Source organism: Legionella pneumophila subsp. pascullei (genome assembly GCF_900637585.1).
Classification (GTDB): Bacteria; Pseudomonadota; Gammaproteobacteria; order Legionellales; family Legionellaceae; genus Legionella; species Legionella pascullei.
Genome location: NZ_LR134380.1, coordinates 899,034 through 917,788, shown reverse-complemented (window position 1 = coordinate 917,788; position 18,755 = coordinate 899,034). Strand labels below are relative to the sequence as shown.

Sequence of the window (18,755 nt, the reverse complement as noted above, 5' to 3'; positions counted from 1 at the left end):
ACTTCTTTATTTATATTGTAATAATACAGACTTCTAATTCTCAAACACCTCTCAACAATTCGTTATTTTTCGTATATAACCACAGCCACTTTGGATAAGATCTTGGGTAAGATTTTTTATTGCCCTAGACCTCTTGGTCGCTGTTAGTTGAGGGCACTACATCTGCTTACAGATACAAAGATTAGATCTTTAAGAAATAGAAGATGGAAAGTGCCATGCTTATCGTGAAAGTTTTCCTATTTCGATTTCAATGGGATAAAAAACTACAGACCATAACACTAGGACATTACCCAAGCATATGCTTGGCTGATGCAAGAGCTAAAATCATCTAATAAGACTTAATTCATCCTTTTTAGGATAGAACTCAAAACCTTATTCACAGCATCTATTTTTATTACACCAACAAAATTTCATTGGTTTTTTAATCTTCGCTTTCAATGTATTTGCTTATTCAATTTTTCAAGAAATAAAGAAACAAAGTTATACAATTTATTATGATGAAAATTGTAATTAGGGGATAATTAACAATACACTATAAAGATTCAGTATACTGACTTATCCCCAACTTATTAAACTATCTACTTATAGCATGAATTTCATACTGAGACCCGAGATAATTGGCAGGATGTTCGCCTCGCCATAAACCTGGTGCAGCAAGCCTATGAAATTTATTTACGCAATAGCCGGCATTCTCCAGCTGCTCACGGTAATTATGAATATTTAAACGATGTTTGGTGACAAGTGCTTTCTCTTGCATACTCTTAAAATCAATAAATTTGAGTTGTGACCGAACCAATCCAGCATTTTCAATCATATATATGTGTGTAAAACCAAATTTCCTTGCATAATTATATAATTCTTCGACAAATTTTGGATATAATGTGCATGTTGTTCTAATATGTACAAGTGCTTTACGACCAGGTAAACCTCCTACTTTCTCCATAACTTCAAAAATATCACCATGATCAAAAGAGAGATTAGGTGCGGGATAAGCTTCAGAATTCATTTCAGCTATAAATTTCTGTCGATCAGTGCCTATAAATTGAATTCGTGGTGTTAATATAGATGCTTCGTATAGAGGTTGAGCACATAATGTTCCAAAATCTAATACTATATCCACATCATTTTCAACAGATTTAATCCACTTAAGAAAATGATTAAGTATCAAGCGATCTCCATGTACATGCTCTCTACGTGTAACAAAACTTTCATAATATGATGTCCAATAATTTCGACACATTTCGTCAGTGTATATATCATTGTCACCTTCTGGAGCGAATAAATCATTTTTTATACCTTGCTCAAGCATAATTTGATTTTTTTTGACTGTATCTATTTCTTCAGCAAGCTCTTTCTCTACCAGAGGTCTTATAGTTTCAATCGCTTTGTTTGCATCCTCTACTCGATCACTATCAATTAAATTGCTTATAAGATTATAAAAAATAACTATATCTTTCTCTTTAAGATATTCATTTTCAAGAACCATACGTTCCGAATCCAACCCTTCACATTCCCTAAGTATTCGAGCCAGAATTATAGTACTTAAAAAATTTGACCACTGCTCTGCCAGTATTTTTGCCGCTTTTAAAGACCATGATGCCCTGCCCATGCTGTAATTGGCGGTAATAAAAATTAGATAACTAACTATTGATAAAGGCATTAATGATAGATAGTAATAGGAACCGGCAATTAATCTGGCTTTTTCCGGGAATTTTGAAAAAAACTCGATGAGCATTTTTGCAGCAGCAATTTTTGTATTTTCATCCGGCAACTGTGAAAAAATATTATCTAAAACTTGCAACTCCTCGATACCAAAATAATCTAGACGCTCGATTTCTAACTTTAGGTAATCATTAATATTGGAGATGTTAATTGAATTAGAGATATTAATGGAGTCACGAACATCAGTTTTTTCGGCTGTATTTATCTTTATAAGTTCAGTATGAATTACCTTTTGCTTCGTTAATATGCCTAATCTGTTAGCAGCTTGTTTTGCCAAATTTCGAATCATTCCCATTATTCCTTATAATAAATAAACAAGTCTCTCTACATACGATAAATTGACTAATCCCGTTTAAAAAGTTACGTAAATTAGTATTCCACTTTAGTGCCCAATTATCTTATAGGATTGAACTCTCCTGCCTTTTCAATTTCTAAATCCTGTTGCGGTATTTCTTTTGTATATTCTCTTATCAATATCAAAAACGGTATAAAAAACAAAGCAAAAACAATAGACAACTGATATAAACCTACCCAGCCGATATGTATTTGAATCGTTGCCGCCACTGGGCCTGAAATGATTCGGGGTAAAGTTGATAATGCGACTAGTATAGAAAATTGCGTTCCTGTAAACTGTTTATTTACCAATCGCATGAACAAAGCAACCAATGCAGTAGATCCCATCCCTGCGACGAAATTGTCTGAAAACACTGCGATTGCTAATAGCACAATATTTTTTCCTGACATTGCCAATATGACAAAAAGGACATTGGTCAATGCTTGTAGCAAGCCAAAGAAAAATAATGCGCGATACAAGGAATATCGCATTAATAAAAAACCCGCCGTTAAACCACCTAACAAGATAGAAACTATTCCAAGCATCTTATTGATATAGCCAATGGTATCGAGGGAGAAACCCAAGCCTTGAATCAAAAAAGGCATCACTATCCCGCTTGTTGTCGTAGTGAATGCTTCGCCCAATTTATAACAAAATACAAATAAAAAAAGATAAATAATCCCGGGACGACTTAAAAGATCTTTAACTGGCGCAATGAATGAAATAAGAAAATTACTTTTTTCTTTTGTTTCAGTAGAGGGTTCCTTGCTGGTAAATACTGCCAGCATACCTATTGCCATTGCAAATCCCATAAAGCGATAAGTAAATGCCCAACCCAGTTTTTCTGCCATTACCAAAGCCAATCCACCAGATAATAAAAGAGCCAATCGATACCCAAATACAGCCAAAGACGCGCCCAATGCATATTCTTGAGGGGGAAGATATTCTGCTCTATGAGCATCAATTGCCACATCTTGAGTGGCTGAAAAACAAGCTAAAATTAAAGCTAAAAATGCCATCAACTTAGGATATTGAGATGGAATAAACCAAGCCATGAGATTAAAACCCAAAAGCAGCAGCACCTGCATAGTGAGGATCCAGCTTCGCCTTTTACCTAAATGAAATAAAGAATATCGATCCAGAATGGGACCCCAGAAAATGCGATAAGCGTAAGGTAGGCTGACTAAACTTAGAGCTCCAGTCGCGAGTACTGACATGCCATTATTAGCGTACCATGCTTGCAAGGTACTACTGATTAATGCCATAGGCAACCCGGAAGAAAAACCTAAGATGAAAACAATAAACAGGCGCTTGTTCATTCCTTTGTTCACTCAGTATGAGTCAAGGCCTTTAAAAGTAGACATATTCTAATTTCCTTAGTGGCGTTAGGCTGACACCTGTTATGAAGCTTAATATTCTTTATAAAAGAGCACCCCTCTCTAAATGAGAAGGATGCATTTTGCATGACTTTAATTTACAAAATCTTAAGATGATTTTTTCACTGAAATTAAGTGAATTTTAAATATTAAAGTTTCATTCGGGCCAATAGGTCCGCCAACGCTACGGGGTCCATAAGCAAGACCTGCAGGAACATAAATTTCCCAAGTTGATCCGGCTGGCATCAATTGTAAAGCCTCTGTCCATCCTGGGATAACTTGTGAAACCTGAAAAGTAGCTGGCTTACCAGTTTTTTCGGTACTGTCAAAAACGGTACCATCAATCAGACGACCAGTGTATTCGACAGTCACTGTATCCGATTTACCAGGTTTAACACCATTTCCAGCATTGATTACTTTATATTGCAAACCACTTGGTAATACAACAACGCCTGGCTTGTTTTTGTTTTCAGTTAAAAAGGCTTCCCCTTTTACTTTATTTTCATCTGCTTTCTTATTGAATTCAGCTGTACGTTTTGCCATCAAATCTTTTTGAAATTTGTTAAGAACGTCTTTCATTTGCTGTTCGGTTAAAGCCAATTGAGCGCCACTCATAGCGTCTTGCATGCCTTTAGCCAATGCTTCCGGACTAACATCAATGCCTTGATTTTTAAAATTCTTTCCCAAATCGGCACCAATGCTATAAGACAACTTATCCTTGTCAGTAGCTAATGATGTGGCATCGGTTGCAGCCATTGCTGTTGACATTGCAAGCCCCATAACAGCTGCAGTCACCAATTTCATCTTCATAAACAATCCCCTTTTAGTCTTACACTTAAGTTCTCATACTGCACAATAAATTGAGCAAAATAAAACAAAAACAAATCGCCCACTAATTCTGCCTAAATTTGCGTAAAATTACCAGTCATAAGCTATCATTTAATTATATAATGGACAAAAAGGTAATATCCTTCTACACTTGCCCCTAATATTGAACAAGAGATTTAAACGGCGATGAACATTAGTGTTTTTGATTTATTTTCTATAGGAATTGGGCCATCAAGTTCACACACGGTAGGTCCTATGTTAGCTGCCAATGCTTTTTTGCAATTGCTGGAACAAAAAAATCTATTTGACAAAACTCAACGAGTAAAAGTAGAACTTTATGGTTCGCTGGCGTTGACTGGGAAGGGGCATGGTACTGATAAAGCCATTTTAAATGGCCTTGAAAACAAAGCACCAGAGACAGTTGATCCTGCCTCCATGATCCCAAGAATGCATGAAATCCTTAATTCTCATGTACTCAATTTGGCCGGCAAGAAAGAAATTTCTTTTCATGAAGCGACTGATTTTTTATTTCTACAAAAAGAATTATTGCCCAAACACAGTAATGGGATGCGCTTTTCTGCCTTTGATGGAAACGGTAATCTACTTATTAATCAAGTCTATTATTCTATTGGCGGCGGTTTTATTACGACTGAAGAAGACTTTGATAAATCAACAGCTGATACCAATCCCCCACCCTACCCTTTTGCAACAGCGACTGAATTATTGAAATTATGCAAAAAACACCACTTGACCATTGCTGAATTGATGTTGGTCAATGAAAAAACATGGAGAAGTACAGCAGAAATTCATAAAGGAATTCTGGACATTGCCAAAGTAATGGATGACTGTATCAATAACGGTTGCAAACATGATGGAGTGCTTCCTGGTGGCCTTCATTTAAAGCGACGGGCACCTGATTTGTATAGAAAACTAATAGAACAAAAAGGTGTCAAAAGTATTTTTGAACAATCAGATATTATGAATCACCTGAATCTTTATGCCATGGCTGTCAATGAGGAAAACGCAGCAGGAGGACGAATTGTCACAGCCCCGACAAATGGAGCTGCGGGAATTATCCCTGCTGTTCTTAAGTATTGTCAGCAAGCTCATGACAGAATGAGCAATGAAGACATCTACACTTATTTTTTAACTGCCGCAGCAATTGGAATCCTTTATAAAAAAGGCGCTTCAATTTCTGGTGCTGAAGTGGGATGTCAAGGTGAGGTTGGAGTTGCCTCTTCTATGGCAGCCGCAGGTTTGACAGCAGTCCTTGGCGGCACCATTGAGCAAGTTGAAAATGCTGCGGAAATTGCCATGGAACATCATTTGGGAATGACCTGTGATCCCGTCCTGGGTCTGGTACAAATCCCCTGCATAGAGAGAAATGCCATGGGTGCGGTGAAAGCCGTTAATGCAACCCGAATGGCTCTTATAGGTGACGGCCAACATCAAATCTCTCTGGATAAAGTCATCAAAACGATGAAACAAACCGGCATGGATATGCAAAGCATCTATAAGGAAACGTCCATGGGTGGATTGGCTGTTAATTTGCCTGAGTGTTAGTTATCTATATCCGCTCCCTCACGGTCGTGGCTCAGCTGATTAAATTAAATAATAATTAAAAACTGAGCCACGACCGTGAGGGAGCCGACAACCAAATACCTAATTAAAAAACAAAATAAATAAATGGTTTCACAGGGGAAAACATAAAAATTAACACCGTAAAAATTGAAAGCGAATAGAGCCATTTTTTAATCCAGAATGGCTGTACAGCTGACAAGACTTTCGTTTCAATTGCTTTCATAGTCGGCCCTATAAAGCATAAAGCGAACATACCCACGAGATAAAACAATGAATCGGTATAAGCCGAAGCACGTTGATTCATGGTAAATTCCTGCACGAAACCAGGAATATCATACATCTTGCCGAGAATGGTAAATGCCTGTTCAAATGAAGTGGATCTAAATATCACCCAGCCTATCACGACGAATGAATAAGTCATTATAATTGAACCAATCTTCATCAATTGGTTTTCAGTTTGTAAATTTCTTTTGATGCAATAAAACCGAAAAACATGATAAATAGCTAATAGAGAACCATGGTATATGCCCCAAATGGCATAATTCCAGGAAGCTCCATGCCATAAACCAGCAATAAACATAGTAATTAGTAAATTATTCACTGTTTGATGCAAACGACCTCTATTGCCACCTAAAGGAATATATAAGTAATCCCGAATCCATAATGACAAAGTGATATGCCAACGCTGCCAGAATTCACTGATATTGCGCGCATTATAAGGATGATTAAAATTAACAGGTAATTTAATATTAAAAAATAATGATACACCTCGTGCAATATGGGTGTATCCAAGAAAATCAAAATAAATCTGTATAGTGAAGGCAATACTGGCTAACCAGGACTCCAGATGACCGATTGTCTGATACTTATCAAACAAGGGATCTGAGATAGAAGCCATTGAATCAGCTATAATCAGTTTGAAAATAAAGCCATAAAGTAATAACTGAAATCCCTCTTTTAAACGCGAAGTTTCAGGTAATTCCATTTTATTCTCATATTGAGCGTGCAGTTCTTTATAACGGACGATCGGTCCTGAAATCAGATGCGGGAAATACATAATATAAAAATTATAGTTTAACCAGCTACTAGCCGGCTTTTCCCCTCTATAGATATCTACAATGTAACTGATCGCCTCAAACGTATAAAAAGAAACGCCGAGAGGCAAAATAATATGCATAGGATTTAACAAAAGATGGGTTGCTCCGAAACTAAAGCCAATGGCATCTATGCTGGAAATAAAAAAATTCATGTATTTGAAATAAACCAGAATGGAGCAATTAACCAAAATGGATAAAGTCAAATAGAGCTTTTTATGAGTTTTGGAATGACTTTTATAGATTTTTTTACCCAGATAATAATCTACCGAGGTTGAAAACAAGATGACGCTGATTAAGGGAACACTCCAGGTTCCGTAAAAAAAATAGCTGCAAAGCAAAATATAATATTTCCGATAATAGGGAGACATCATCATAAAGACAATGACCGTAATAACTAAAAAAACAACGAACTGAAAAGTGACAAAATTCATGCTTTGTTCTCATTATTGCTTTTTAGGTATTGAAACAATTCCTTATCCAAATACCCGTCAGGCCCTACAAATTGTTTGTTGATAATTTTTTGCGCTAGCAATGTGGTTATCTTTACAGCGCCATAGATATTAGGATGCACTGGATCCTGGAAATAAACAGGATCCTGACATTCCTCAAATAAATTTATAAAAGCGACATTTTTCCTTAGGGCATAATTTTCTAGCGCACTGACTATAGTGCTATTAGATGGCAAATTGAATTCATCATATATCTTGCGAGTTACTGGATGATAAACTGGCGCCAAGACTAAGATCACTCTAATTGAATTGTTATTCAGATCATCGATGATACTGTCTAATCCATCGGTACCCAAATTAAAATTAGCAAACACATGTCTGTATTCATATCTTAAAAATTCAAGCATTCTGGGGGTATTCACTGATTGTTCGGTAAGACTCCCAAAATTAGGTGAGAAACCTTGTTTTGAAACTGCAGGATATTTAATGAATAAATTATCAACACGTAAGCGCTGGGTGTGCAATAAGGCTTGTAAACTATTATTTAGTTGTTGATGATAATAACGGATTAAACGAAAAAAATAAGAATATTCTGCAATCTTACAGTACATTTTTGAGGCTATTGTTGGTTTGTCCACTACAAAGCAACGAGTGTAATAATCTAAAGAATTATTATCTTGATATGCTGGTTCTATAATGTGATCATTAGTATCATAGGCAAAATTATTCAAATTAAGATTGTGAACAGACACATTCATAATCACAAAATCTGGTTTGACATTCCTTCTCAATAAATATCTTAAGTGTGCCCGATGATGGAGAATTCCTGAGCCTTCGACTCCTATGTTATATACTTCATAGGATTTGGAAAAATTTTTAGTCAACAAAGAAGAAAAAAGTTCGGGATAAAAACTTCTGGCAATAATGGAATCACCAATAGCAACAATACCTTGCCTGATGGAATCACTCACAATCATTTTCTGATCGTTTCTAATGTTCTCACCAAACGGAGCTGTACTTGTAGATGCTATCCATCTTGAAAAAGATTCGAGAAACAGAAAAACCAAGCATAAGATGAATATACCAAGTAAACCCTGTTTGAGAAGTTTTGTTCTGTAGCTTCTTTCGCAATGAGTATCAGACATAAATAATAGAAATTAATTTCACCCTATTCGAATTTGCGCAGAATAAACATATTTGATAATGATGTATAGTATTAAAAGCTATAAAAAAATTGAAGGAATAATTTAGTTTGGTTTAAATGTAATCCGCTCCTTTACAGTCGCGGCTCGGATAATGAAATTGAATTATGATTAAAACCGAGCCGCGACCATAAGGGAGCGGATAGATCAAATTTCAACACCGAATACTCTATTTTTATTTTCAAATACAGCCATTGGCAACCCTTGTTCATAAACAACATATTGAATCGTTGCTTCAATTTCTTCCTCATTCCAAAGATAACGTGTACTTCCATGACGGGTCCATCTGTTCTTTCTACCATCATCCAGTCCAGCTTTATTTAAATAACGCGATGCGTATGCTTTTACTTTATTCATTACTTGTTCAGGAGAAAGTTGGGCGTGGATAACAAGATGTACATGATTTGATCTGACATGAGCAGCCAGTAATACCCATTGACGATATCTGCACACTTCACAAATTGCTTGCAAAACAATGTGACGCCTTAATTCATCCAGGGAATAAGGTGTTTCCAGCATGAGGTTTTTTACCTGATATAACCGCCTTCGATCATAAGGGATAAATTCAGTTCCTGGTATATTATTGTAGTAATCAACTGAAGTTGATTTGCCTCCATGCAACCATGTTCCATAACAAGTAAAGGTAATAAAATAGGTGAGTGGGATCACTGAGTCAGATGTCATTAGTTCACCATTTCCATTTGGTTTAGGACTTGTTAATGGAATAAACGGATACCACACTAACTAATTATTTTTGAAATAAATTTTGTTGTGGAAAATTTGTAAAATAATCTGTTTTCCACTCCCTCACGGTCGCGGCTCGGATGATTAATCAGATTATTAAATTGAATTATGATTAAAGCCTAGCCGCGACCGTAAGAGAGCAGAGATTCTTGACATTAAGATTTATTAACTATAGACCATGCTTCCAGAGGATTTGTAGTAAAAAACAAATCGCTCACTGCATAACCGACTACACAGGCCAATTGTCCATTAATATAAACCAATGGAACTCGATCCCTTACCCACGGGGGAACTTGCCATTCCTGAAATAATTTTTTTAGATTTTTGGTTTGCCCATGCCAATAAAACTCTTCCCCCCCTTTCCTGAATCGAATTTCTATTTGTGTATCTTTGGGGATCATTAATCCCTTTTGGGCTTTTACTGCAGACAAATTAATATTGGCATCTTGATACCTTAAAGAATCTGGAAAGTGTTGCCATTCAATAACTATTGGTAAATTGCCATTGTCTGCTTTAAGCAAATAAAGATGTTGTTTAAAACGGCGTATTTGTATTTGCCCCCAACTCACTGTTGACATGGCATCGAGCTTTGCAAAGATTATTTCATAAATAATACGGTGGAACGTTTTCGACGAAGGCAATTGAATTCTATTTTTTTTAAGCCAAAACTTTAAAACATTTGTAATCCGCTCAAATTCAAGTCCTTTTAGGGGTTCAATCAGCAAATGATCAGTAGCGTTTAACAAATCAGGACAATCCTTTATAGCCAATACCTCAAGATTTGCTTTTGCCTGCTGACAATGAGTTGCCGCTCGAGAAATATTACCTACTACTCCCGGCCACTTTTCAACTAATAATGGCATTACCCGATGGCGCAGATAATTACGAGAGTATTTTGTATCTTGATTGCTTTCGTCTTCTATCCATTTTAATTCATGAATGCGAGCATAATGCTCTAATTCTCCCCTCGGGCAGGTCAAAAATGGTCTTGCTAACTGTCCGGCACCCAAGTTACTGCATTCCTTCATGGCAGCCAGCCCATCAACTCCCGCACCGCGAAACAGTTGCAAAAGAACTGTTTCTGCTTGATCATCAAGATGATGCCCCAAAACCAGACAATCATTATCCTCTAATAAAGAGGAAAAAAAATCGTATCTCGCATTGCGTGCTGCTTCTTCAACATTTGCAGCACGATTAAATTCAATCGCTTTGGCAATAAAAGCAATACCTAAATCCAGGCACAATTGCTCACAGTGCCTTTGCCAGTTCAGCGAATTTCCACTAATTCCATGGTTAATATGCACAGCCAAGAGTTGATTACATAAAGCAGGAGATGAGGCAAGAACATGTAGGAGTACTGTAGAGTCCAGACCACCACTGAACCCTACTAGCAACTTCTTGAATTTCTTAAGGCGAGCTACCCATTCGGGACTTAACAAAGGTCTAGTCACAAGCACCCATTGCCATAAATTTTTGATACCTTAGTTCAATTAATTGATCCAAAGGCATCTTTTTCAAAGATTGGAGTTCGCTCGTTAATAATCTCTTCAAGCGACTTGCCATCTCATCGACGTCTCGGTGTGCTCCCCCTAAAGGCTCAGGAACTACCATATCAACCAGTCCATTTTCGAATATTCTGTCTGCAGTAATTCCCATAGCACGCGCGGCTTCACTCGCTTTGGAAGCGTCTTTCCAAAGGATTGAGGCGCACCCCTCAGGAGAAATGACTGAATAAATACTGAATTGCATCATAATAATTTTATCACCGACCCCAATAGCCAGGGCGCCACCTGAACCAGCTTCTCCTGTAACAATGCAGACAATTGGGGTTTTAATGCGGGACATAGCAAAAAGATTGCGTGCAATGGCTTCTGACTGGTTACGCTCTTCAGCGCCTATGCCAGGATAAGCTCCAGCTGTATCAATAAATGTGACTACAGGCATTTTGAATTTTTCAGCCATCCTCATCAAGCGCAGCGCTTTTCTGTATTCCTCGGGTCTTGCCATACCAAAGTTTCTATATACTTTTTCCTTGGTACGTTTACCTTTTTGGTGACCAAGCACCATGACAGGCTCTCCATTTAATCGCGCCATGCCTCCGATAATTGCAGGAGCTGAAGAATAACTGCGATCACCATGCAACTCCTGAAAATCAGTAAAAATTCGCTCAATGTAGTCAGTAGTCTGCGGCCTTAAAGGATGTCTGGCCATCTGAGCGATTTGCCATGGCTCAAGCCTGGAAAAAATATTCTCTGTTAACTCCGAGCATTTTGCTTCAAGTCGAGCTATTTCTTCACTTAAATTAACTTCATTATCACTGCCAACCATACGCAGTGCTTCAATTTTTTGATTCAACTCTTCAATCGGTTGTTCAAATTCCAAAAATTGTCGGGTCATTGATTACTCTTTGGTGAATTAAACATCTTTGGTATATGATACTCTTAACCGTTAATCGATGCCAGATTTCAGATACAACAGATGATAATTACAGGATTTACTCCATTAAACACGCAAAACTGCATTTTAAATGAGTCACGTATTGATCTTTGGCAGTTCTCGTTAGACTATGAATTGCATAGCGCCTATCAGTTATTGAATGCTGATGAACGTTCCCGTGCTGATCGTTTTTATTTTCATCGCCATAAAAGACGTTTTACCAACGCCAGAGCGACTTTAAGAATTATCCTGGCCAGATATCTTAATATGTCTCCTGAACGATTGGAGTTTACTTACAATGCCCATGGCAAGCCCAATGTGATTAACTCGCAAAAGTTACAATTTAATATCAGTCATACGGGTGAAACAGCCATGTTAGCGGTAGGCAAAACCTATCCGATTGGAGTGGATATTGAAAGATATTCAGCCCGACCTTATGAAGGCATAGGTAAAAATTTGTTTTCCGAGCAAGAGTACCACGAACTACAAAAAGCACCCCAATCACTTAAGCCAGCCTTATTTTTTCACATATGGGCGCAAAAGGAAGCATTCATCAAAGCCAGTGGTTTAGGTCTCTCCTATCCAACCAAAGAATTTCATGTACCTACCAATTTCCCAACAAAACAATTGGTTGATGATCCCTTGCATAATATGACCTGGCAGTTACGCTCATTTATGCCCGAAGTATGCTGCAGTGGCGCTTTATGCTATCACCCTTCTGTTAGAGAAATTCGTCATGGGATAGTACAACTTCAACAAAATATTAGTTTAAAATTTTAAATTATGTTTCAATTTAATACTTCTCAACATACTTTAATGCAAATACTGGGCGATGGAGCATGTCATAGTGGGAGTGAACTAGGAAACGCTTTAAAAATCAGTCGCTCAGCGGTATGGAAACAAATCAATCAGCTTAATGATTTGGGTATACCTGTTATCCGCATACCCCATCAAGGATACCAATTGTCAAAGCCTTTAATCCTGTTAGACTCTGATGAAATTACCAAGCAATTACACAACCAAGGATTTGGCCAACCTTTTAAACTGCATTTATTCACATCAATTGACTCAACCAACCGATACCTGAAAGATCTACCCTCAAGCTCCGTAGTTGAAATTTGTTGTACTGAAATGCAAACCCAAGGAAGGGGTCGCTTTGGGCGACACTGGCACTCTCCTTTTGGGGAGAATATATACTGCTCTACCCGATGGAATTTTAATTGTGATCTTTCTCGACTCTCTGGTTTAAGTCTTGTTTCAAGTTTGGCCTTGATAGCCTTTTTAAATACCTTAAGCAATTCAAAAGATATCAAAATCAAATGGCCGAATGACATACTCTGGGGTAACAAAAAATTGTGCGGAAGTCTTATTGAAATCATGGCAGAATCCAATAGTAGCGCACAAGTCATCATTGGAATAGGCCTAAATGTCAATACAGATACAGAACATCATCCTTTACCAGATAAACCATGGTGTTCTTTGTACGAGATCTTTAAACAACAGTACAATCGTAATTTTCTAATTGCCAACCTTATTGTGCACCTGGAACAATATTTAAATAAATTTATGAATACTGACCTCGATAATTTTATGAGTGAATGGAATGCTGTTGATTACCTGGCAGGGAAATACATTACCGTTTCACAATCCTCAGGCCTCATGTCAGGAGTTGCTTGTGGTGTAAATCTTTCAGGACAATTGATGTTAAAAGATGACAAGGGAATCTGTCATTATCTTTCATCAGGCGATACTTCACTACAACCTGGCAAGAGCCAATAAGCTATCTTGAAAATATAGTACAAGAGGGGATTTAAGGTTCGTCCCGAGTATTTTTAAGTACTCGGAACTGGATGAACTGCGTGGAAATCGATTTATACTGCTTGTTCTGAATCATCAGATTCTTTTTCTTGTTGTATGCGCAAATAAATTTCTTCGCGATGAACAGAAACATCTTTTGGAGCATTAATCCCTAAGCGAACTTGATTGCCTTTTACACCTAAAACAGTAATATTGACATCATCACCTATGATTAATGTTTCACCTATACGCCGAGTCAAAATCAACATGACTAAAATCTCCCTAACATAGCAGCTACCTACTTCTCCATAGAACGCTTCCATGGTGTTCTTGGCAACTACAATATGAACAAATTTTAAGCAAAATTTATTGCTTGGATCACATTGTACACTCTGATTATTAACGGAATATTAAGTAATGGATAAATTTGCGTTTAATTTTTGCAAAAATGAGTTGAAAAATTAATAAATTCCTTGTCATAAATTCATCATAAAACCGTTCAACATTCCCTAATATCAAAAACTCTCAATTATAAATAAACCGGGCTCAAAAAGAAAAACAAGTTTATTTTCCTGCAATAAACTCAAACAATATAAAAATACGTATTTAAAATCAAATAGATACGATATTAAAAGAATGAATTTACAATGAAATTCGGAAAATTTCCAGTTTACTAATCGAATTAATAAACTGGTAAATAAAATATACTACTATTTAAACGAAAGCATTAATTTCTTGCTCAGTTAGTCCGTTATTCAAATTGGCAGGGACTGCAAAATGCATGTTTTTAGGAAAAGACAAATTCAGATTACCCATCATTTCAACATACTCTTGCCTGGATTTTACCTGCAATCTGGGATTATATTTCTTTTCCTGTTCAATAGTACTGTAATGTTTCTGGTTATAATCATGCCCCGGATAGACCTTCATAAAATCAGGTAATTTTAGAAGCTTATTAAATAGACTATCGTACTGTTCGCTAGCGCTACCATTTTGAAAATCGGTGCGGCCTGTAGCGTTAATTAATAAAGTATCGCCAGTAAATACTTTGTCCTCCAGTATGAAAGAATAGGAGTCTGGAGTATGGCCTGGAGTATGCATCGCTCTTATTTTAATATTGCCAAAATTGAGAATTTCATTATCGCAAAATTTAACTTGCACAAATTTTGCCTCTGTCTCAATTCCCATCATAGAATGACAATCGGTTAAATGAGCTAATGGGCCAGATCCGGTAATATGATCAGCGTGCAGATGGGTATCTATAGCGGCAACCAAATTTAATCCCAACCCGTTAATCAAGTTAATGTAGCTTGAAACATGTGATTTTACGGGATCAATGATTATTGCGTGCTTGCAATCAGTGGAGCCTATGAGGTAGGTATAAGTACAAGAGTCTTGATCAAAAAGCTGATGAAAAATCATTAAATCTCCGTACTAACGATAAAAAACAAATACTTGAAAAAACTGATGAAAATAATCAGGAGCAATATAATTAAATTAGTATACTTTATGTAGCAATTTATGGAAACTTAAATTATGATTTGCCTTTTAATTCCATCAAAACAGATAGCATGTTATTCAATTCGTATTTGTTTTTATTTGTTTATTTACCAGTTGCGCTAATTGGAAGTTATTTTCTCATTTATTACTTTAAATCAGGCGTCACTCCATGGTTATTAATCTTTTCTCTAATTTTTTATGGTTGGTGGAACCCAAATTATCTTCTATTGTTAATGGCCTCTATCAGTTTTAATTATTTAATTAGCAAGTTAATCAGTAGAAGCGAATACCTTTTCTATAGGAAGAGCTTTTTAATTCTTGGAATAGTCTGCAATCTTGGCGCCCTTTTTTATTTTAAATACATGAATTTTTTTATACAAAATTTCAATGTTGTAGCCAATACCCACTTTAACTATCTGAACATTATTTTACCTCTTGGCATCTCCTTTTTCACTTTTACACAGATAGCCTATTTAGTTGATACTTACCAGGGAAAAGTAAAGGAATTTAATTTCATTAACTACTCATTATTTGTTACTTATTTTCCCCACTTAATAGCTGGCCCAATTATTCATCACTCTGATGTCATGCCTCAATTTAAAAAAATTGTAGCGATAAAACAATTTCCGATCATGCGCTACTTTATAATAGGATTATCTATATTCATCATTGGGTTATTTAAGAAGGTTTGTTTAGCTGATACCATCGCCCCCAAAGTAAATTATATTTTTGATTTACCTGGAAAAGGATATGACCTTTCTTTTGTAGACGCCTGGATTGGTGCCATAGGCTACACCTTGCAATTATATTTTGACTTTTCTGGTTACTCAGAAATGGCAATAGGCCTAAGTTATATGATAGGAATTAAATTACCGGTAAATTTTAACTCTCCTTACAAAGCAATCAATATTATTGACTTTTGGCGTAGATGGCATATGAGCTTATCACGTTTTTTCAGAGATTATTTATATATCCCTCTTGGCGGAGGGAGACGAGGGGCCTTTCGCAAGTACCTGAATTTATTCATTGTAATGATTATTGTAGGTTTCTGGCATGGTGCGGGATGGACATTTATTTTATGGGGCACCTATCATGGTAGCTTACTTATTTTGAATCATGGGTGGCATGCATTCAAAAACAAGTTTTCAAACAGTTTCCATTTTAAGATAAACTCAAAAACAACTTCGCAAATATTGCGATACCTTTCCATTACCTTCACATTCTTTCTTGTAGTCCTTGGATGGGTCTTATTTCGTGCCGACAATTTTGGAACTGTCGAAAACTTCTATAAAGGCATGTTTCATATTCATCATCATTTCTTCGGTACAGCAGGATTGCTTACTTTATTAAATTATATCTTTTTTGGATTATTTCTATTAGCAGGCCTGACAATTTGCGCTATCCTGCCAAACACTATAGAAATCATGAAAAACACTAATGCGATATTAGATAATCCAATTAAGGAATCTGGTAGTTCCGCTTCAGGCGCAATCACAAATAAATTATTATGGACACCAAGTATTTGGTATGGTTTTTCTCTGGGAATATTAGCTTACTTCTCAATAACCACTATATCTCAAACACCAAGTACTTTTTTATATTTTAATTTTTAATACAATGACATAAAGAAATGATTCAAAAAATTTATTATAAATATGTTATCACAATAGTTATTGGGCTAATATTTACCCATTTATTTTGGAGTTACTTCCTTGGTAGTTTGACTTCTTATTTTTATAATAAAAATTTAATTAATGTGAGAAACTACGAAGCTAAGGAACAAATATTTCTTACTCAAGCGTATTTGAATCAAAAATTAAAATCGCCCGGCAAACCCATCATGCTAATATTGGGGTCCTCATTTTCATATGGATATGACCTGCTCGCCAAAGAAACCTACACCCATTTTATGGCTAAATATTTTCCAAATTATACTATTCTGAATGCTTCAAGAATAGGAGAAAGCGGTCAAGACATCCTAACTCATATTAATTATTTAAAAACCCACAAAATACATTTGGATACCTTGATAGTTGAAATTAATCTATTTAATTTTACTGCATCATCATACTCAATCACCCAAGATAAAAACAAACATTGGTTTGATTTTATTAACAACTCTTATAGTCACTTTTATTTGCTGCATCCTCATGGAATCAATCTACTTACCAATCTGGAATTAAACAGGTTATACGCTCCCGATAAAAAAATGGAGCATCAGTATTCATTCGCTTCTTTACCTGACAGCTACTCCGAAAAATACAGTGATTTTAAAAGAAAATTACCTAATTACACAGCGTTCTTAAATTCTTTATTTTCATCTTCCTCGGCCATTGCTGACCATGTCTATTTTTTTGTTTCCCCAATCTATAAAAATGGTATAAAACAAACTCAATTTAAAGTATCTGATATTCATAACGAATTGGAGGATATTCATCAAATATGCAAGAAATTTTCTAAAATTCATTGCCTGACACCCAGTTTTAACTATTCAAAAAATAACTTTATGAACTTGTCACATTTTAACGAGCAAGGACACCGAGTATTAGCCAAATGGTTATCTGAACAAATATCTAAAACACAGAATCACCAAATAACAACTGTGGAATTAAACAAACAAGTCAGCTAAAATGCTCAACAATTTATAACTAATCAAAATACTCTATCATGAATAAAATAGTAATCATTGGTGCAGGGCAACTTGGCAGCAGACATTTACAATCACTTAATTTACTTAATCAGGAAATAGAAATAGACGTAATTGACCCCAGCCTTGAGTCACTTGAAACAGCAAAAAACCGCTTTGAAGCCACTATTCAAGATGTAAAACATAAAATTAGTTATTCACAAAGCATACCGAATCATCAATCAGTAGATATAGCGATTATTGCCAGCACAGCAAACAGCCGCAGAACTATCATAGAAAATTTATTAGATAAAACAGAAGTGAAACATCTGGTTCTTGAAAAATTATTATTTACCCAAGAGCAAGATTATTATGATATTGCTAAACAATTATCTTCAAAAGATACGAAAGTCTGGGTTAACTGCACCATGAGAATGATGCCGTATTATCAGCATTTAAATACTGCATTTAAAAATGAAGTCGTACAATACCATGTAAACGGAAGTCAATATGGTCTGGTCACGAATGCAATCCATTATCTTGATCATTTAGCCTATATCACTGGAAGTGATCAATTTGAAATTGATACCCGATATCTTGATAAGCAAATTATACCGAGTAAAAGAAAAGGTTATTTTGAGTTAACCGGAACTTTAATCGCCCGATTTGAAAATGGGAGTACTGCATTTTTGCATTGTGACAACAGCGGCATGGCGCCTATTCAAATTGAAATTTACAACCATAACCTGCGTGTAATTTCAAGAGAATGGGAACAAAAAGCATGGCAAACAAGCCTGGAACAAGACTGGAAATGGGAAGAAGTTAATGCACCCATACCTTTTCAAAGCATGCTCACTGCTGAACTAGTCACTACCCTGTTAGAAACTGGCCGTTGCAACCTGACAAGTTACGAAATTTCCATGCAGCATCATTTGCAACTATTAGGCCCTTTAAAGGAATTTTTATTAGAAAACAAATTAAATAGCGAAATGGATTATCCATTTACCTAGTTCCTTGAGTATGATCTATGGAGTGTGATTCTATCCGCTCCCTCACGGTCGCG

General features: G+C 36.1%; 16 protein-coding genes. 6 read left to right on the top strand and 10 right to left on the bottom strand.

Going from position 1 to position 18,755, the window contains the following annotated elements; all coding sequences use genetic code 11:
- Positions 1-574: 574 nt before the first annotated feature.
- From EL201_RS04180 to mip, 3 genes are all read right to left on the bottom strand, one after another.
- The gene (locus EL201_RS04180) at positions 575-2,011 is read right to left on the bottom strand and encodes a hypothetical protein (RefSeq protein WP_027221156.1); all 1,437 of its coding nucleotides are present in this window, start codon (positions 2,009-2,011) and stop codon (positions 575-577) included.
- A 104-nt stretch (positions 2,012-2,115) separates the two neighbouring features.
- Complete coding sequence (locus EL201_RS04175) at positions 2,116-3,375, bottom strand: AmpG family muropeptide MFS transporter (protein ID WP_027221155.1); 1,260 nt, start codon at positions 3,373-3,375, stop codon at positions 2,116-2,118.
- A gap of 165 nt (positions 3,376-3,540) precedes the next feature.
- Positions 3,541-4,242 (bottom strand): macrophage infectivity potentiator Mip, encoded by a 702-nt coding sequence (mip, locus tag EL201_RS04170; protein ID WP_027221154.1) that lies wholly within the window; start codon positions 4,240-4,242, stop codon positions 3,541-3,543.
- A 204-nt stretch (positions 4,243-4,446) separates the two neighbouring features.
- Between mip and EL201_RS04165 the strand changes: the two genes are divergently transcribed.
- Positions 4,447-5,823, top strand: coding sequence for an L-serine ammonia-lyase (locus tag EL201_RS04165; protein WP_027221153.1), 1,377 nt, complete (start codon positions 4,447-4,449; stop codon positions 5,821-5,823).
- A gap of 103 nt (positions 5,824-5,926) precedes the next feature.
- Here EL201_RS04165 and EL201_RS04160 read toward each other — a convergent pair whose 3' ends face one another.
- The 5 genes from EL201_RS04160 to EL201_RS04140 all read right to left on the bottom strand — a co-directional run bounded on the left by EL201_RS04160 (position 5,927) and on the right by EL201_RS04140 (position 11,730).
- Positions 5,927-7,369: an MBOAT family O-acyltransferase gene (locus EL201_RS04160; RefSeq protein ID WP_027221152.1), complete on the bottom strand. Its 1,443-nt coding sequence runs from the start codon at positions 7,367-7,369 to the stop codon at positions 5,927-5,929.
- Complete coding sequence (locus tag EL201_RS04155) at positions 7,366-8,364, bottom strand: DUF1574 family protein (protein WP_229310325.1); 999 nt, start codon at positions 8,362-8,364, stop codon at positions 7,366-7,368. Before EL201_RS04155 ends, EL201_RS04160 begins: the two co-directional genes overlap by 4 nt.
- A 372-nt stretch (positions 8,365-8,736) precedes the next feature.
- Positions 8,737-9,273, bottom strand: coding sequence for a transposase (locus tag EL201_RS04150; RefSeq protein WP_027221150.1), 537 nt, complete (start codon positions 9,271-9,273; stop codon positions 8,737-8,739).
- Positions 9,274-9,488: 215 nt separating this feature from the next.
- A complete protein-coding gene (gene tilS, locus EL201_RS04145) occupies positions 9,489-10,784 on the bottom strand; it encodes a tRNA lysidine(34) synthetase TilS (RefSeq protein WP_027221149.1) in 1,296 nt (431 codons plus the stop codon).
- Positions 10,777-11,730 carry an acetyl-CoA carboxylase carboxyltransferase subunit alpha gene (locus EL201_RS04140; RefSeq protein WP_027221148.1) on the bottom strand — a complete coding sequence of 318 codons (954 nt, stop codon included), beginning with the start codon at positions 11,728-11,730 and terminating at the stop codon, positions 10,777-10,779. Before EL201_RS04140 ends, tilS begins: the two co-directional genes overlap by 8 nt.
- 81 nt (positions 11,731-11,811) lie before the next feature.
- Here EL201_RS04140 and EL201_RS04135 point away from each other — a divergent pair, with 81 nt between their 5' ends.
- Together EL201_RS04135 and EL201_RS04130 are read left to right on the top strand one after the other, a co-directional pair.
- Positions 11,812-12,549, top strand: coding sequence for a 4'-phosphopantetheinyl transferase family protein (locus tag EL201_RS04135; RefSeq protein ID WP_027221147.1), 738 nt, complete (start codon positions 11,812-11,814; stop codon positions 12,547-12,549).
- Between the two features lie 3 nt (positions 12,550-12,552).
- Complete coding sequence (locus EL201_RS04130) at positions 12,553-13,548, top strand: biotin--[acetyl-CoA-carboxylase] ligase (RefSeq protein WP_027221146.1); 996 nt, start codon at positions 12,553-12,555, stop codon at positions 13,546-13,548.
- 92 nt (positions 13,549-13,640) lie between these two features.
- Here EL201_RS04130 and csrA read toward each other — a convergent pair whose 3' ends face one another.
- Positions 13,641-13,835, bottom strand: a complete 195-nt coding sequence (gene csrA / locus EL201_RS04125) for a carbon storage regulator CsrA (protein WP_011213314.1) — start codon at positions 13,833-13,835, stop codon at positions 13,641-13,643.
- 445 nt (positions 13,836-14,280) lie between these two features.
- Positions 14,281-14,988, bottom strand: a complete 708-nt coding sequence (locus EL201_RS04120; RefSeq protein ID WP_027221145.1) for an MBL fold metallo-hydrolase — start codon at positions 14,986-14,988, stop codon at positions 14,281-14,283.
- A 440-nt stretch (positions 14,989-15,428) separates the two neighbouring features.
- Here EL201_RS04120 and EL201_RS04115 point away from each other — a divergent pair, with 440 nt between their 5' ends.
- From EL201_RS04115 to EL201_RS04105, 3 genes are read left to right on the top strand one after another with little or no spacing between them, the layout of a single operon-like run.
- Positions 15,429-16,679, top strand: a complete 1,251-nt coding sequence (locus tag EL201_RS04115) for an MBOAT family O-acyltransferase (protein WP_331708816.1) — start codon at positions 15,429-15,431, stop codon at positions 16,677-16,679.
- 17 nt (positions 16,680-16,696) lie between these two features.
- A complete protein-coding gene (locus EL201_RS04110) occupies positions 16,697-17,695 on the top strand; it encodes a hypothetical protein (protein ID WP_027221143.1) in 999 nt (332 codons plus the stop codon).
- 38 nt (positions 17,696-17,733) lie between these two features.
- The gene (locus EL201_RS04105; RefSeq protein ID WP_027221142.1) at positions 17,734-18,702 is read left to right on the top strand and encodes a Gfo/Idh/MocA family oxidoreductase; all 969 of its coding nucleotides are present in this window, start codon (positions 17,734-17,736) and stop codon (positions 18,700-18,702) included.
- Positions 18,703-18,755: the final 53 nt, after the last annotated feature.

Excerpts from the sequence above, each read along its gene's own strand:
- EL201_RS04180 (WP_027221156.1), bottom strand. The coding sequence starts at position 2,011 with ATGATTCGAAATTTGGCAAAACAAGCTGCTAACAGATTAGGCATATTA.
- EL201_RS04175 (WP_027221155.1), bottom strand. The coding sequence starts at position 3,375 with ATGAACAAGCGCCTGTTTATTGTTTTCATCTTAGGTTTTTCTTCCGGG.
- mip (WP_027221154.1), bottom strand. The coding sequence starts at position 4,242 with ATGAAGATGAAATTGGTGACTGCAGCTGTTATGGGGCTTGCAATGTCA.
- EL201_RS04165 (WP_027221153.1), top strand. The coding sequence starts at position 4,447 with ATGAACATTAGTGTTTTTGATTTATTTTCTATAGGAATTGGGCCATCA.
- EL201_RS04160 (WP_027221152.1), bottom strand. The coding sequence starts at position 7,369 with ATGAATTTTGTCACTTTTCAGTTCGTTGTTTTTTTAGTTATTACGGTC.
- EL201_RS04155 (WP_229310325.1), bottom strand. The coding sequence starts at position 8,364 with ATGATTGTGAGTGATTCCATCAGGCAAGGTATTGTTGCTATTGGTGAT.
- EL201_RS04150 (WP_027221150.1), bottom strand. The coding sequence starts at position 9,273 with ATGACATCTGACTCAGTGATCCCACTCACCTATTTTATTACCTTTACT.
- EL201_RS04140 (WP_027221148.1), bottom strand. The coding sequence starts at position 11,730 with ATGACCCGACAATTTTTGGAATTTGAACAACCGATTGAAGAGTTGAAT.
- EL201_RS04135 (WP_027221147.1), top strand. The coding sequence starts at position 11,812 with ATGATAATTACAGGATTTACTCCATTAAACACGCAAAACTGCATTTTA.
- EL201_RS04130 (WP_027221146.1), top strand. The coding sequence starts at position 12,553 with ATGTTTCAATTTAATACTTCTCAACATACTTTAATGCAAATACTGGGC.
- csrA (WP_011213314.1), bottom strand. The coding sequence starts at position 13,835 with ATGTTGATTTTGACTCGGCGTATAGGTGAAACATTAATCATAGGTGAT.
- EL201_RS04120 (WP_027221145.1), bottom strand. The coding sequence starts at position 14,988 with ATGATTTTTCATCAGCTTTTTGATCAAGACTCTTGTACTTATACCTAC.
- EL201_RS04115 (WP_331708816.1), top strand. The coding sequence starts at position 15,429 with ATGAATTTTTTTATACAAAATTTCAATGTTGTAGCCAATACCCACTTT.
- EL201_RS04110 (WP_027221143.1), top strand. The coding sequence starts at position 16,697 with ATGATTCAAAAAATTTATTATAAATATGTTATCACAATAGTTATTGGG.
- EL201_RS04105 (WP_027221142.1), top strand. The coding sequence starts at position 17,734 with ATGAATAAAATAGTAATCATTGGTGCAGGGCAACTTGGCAGCAGACAT.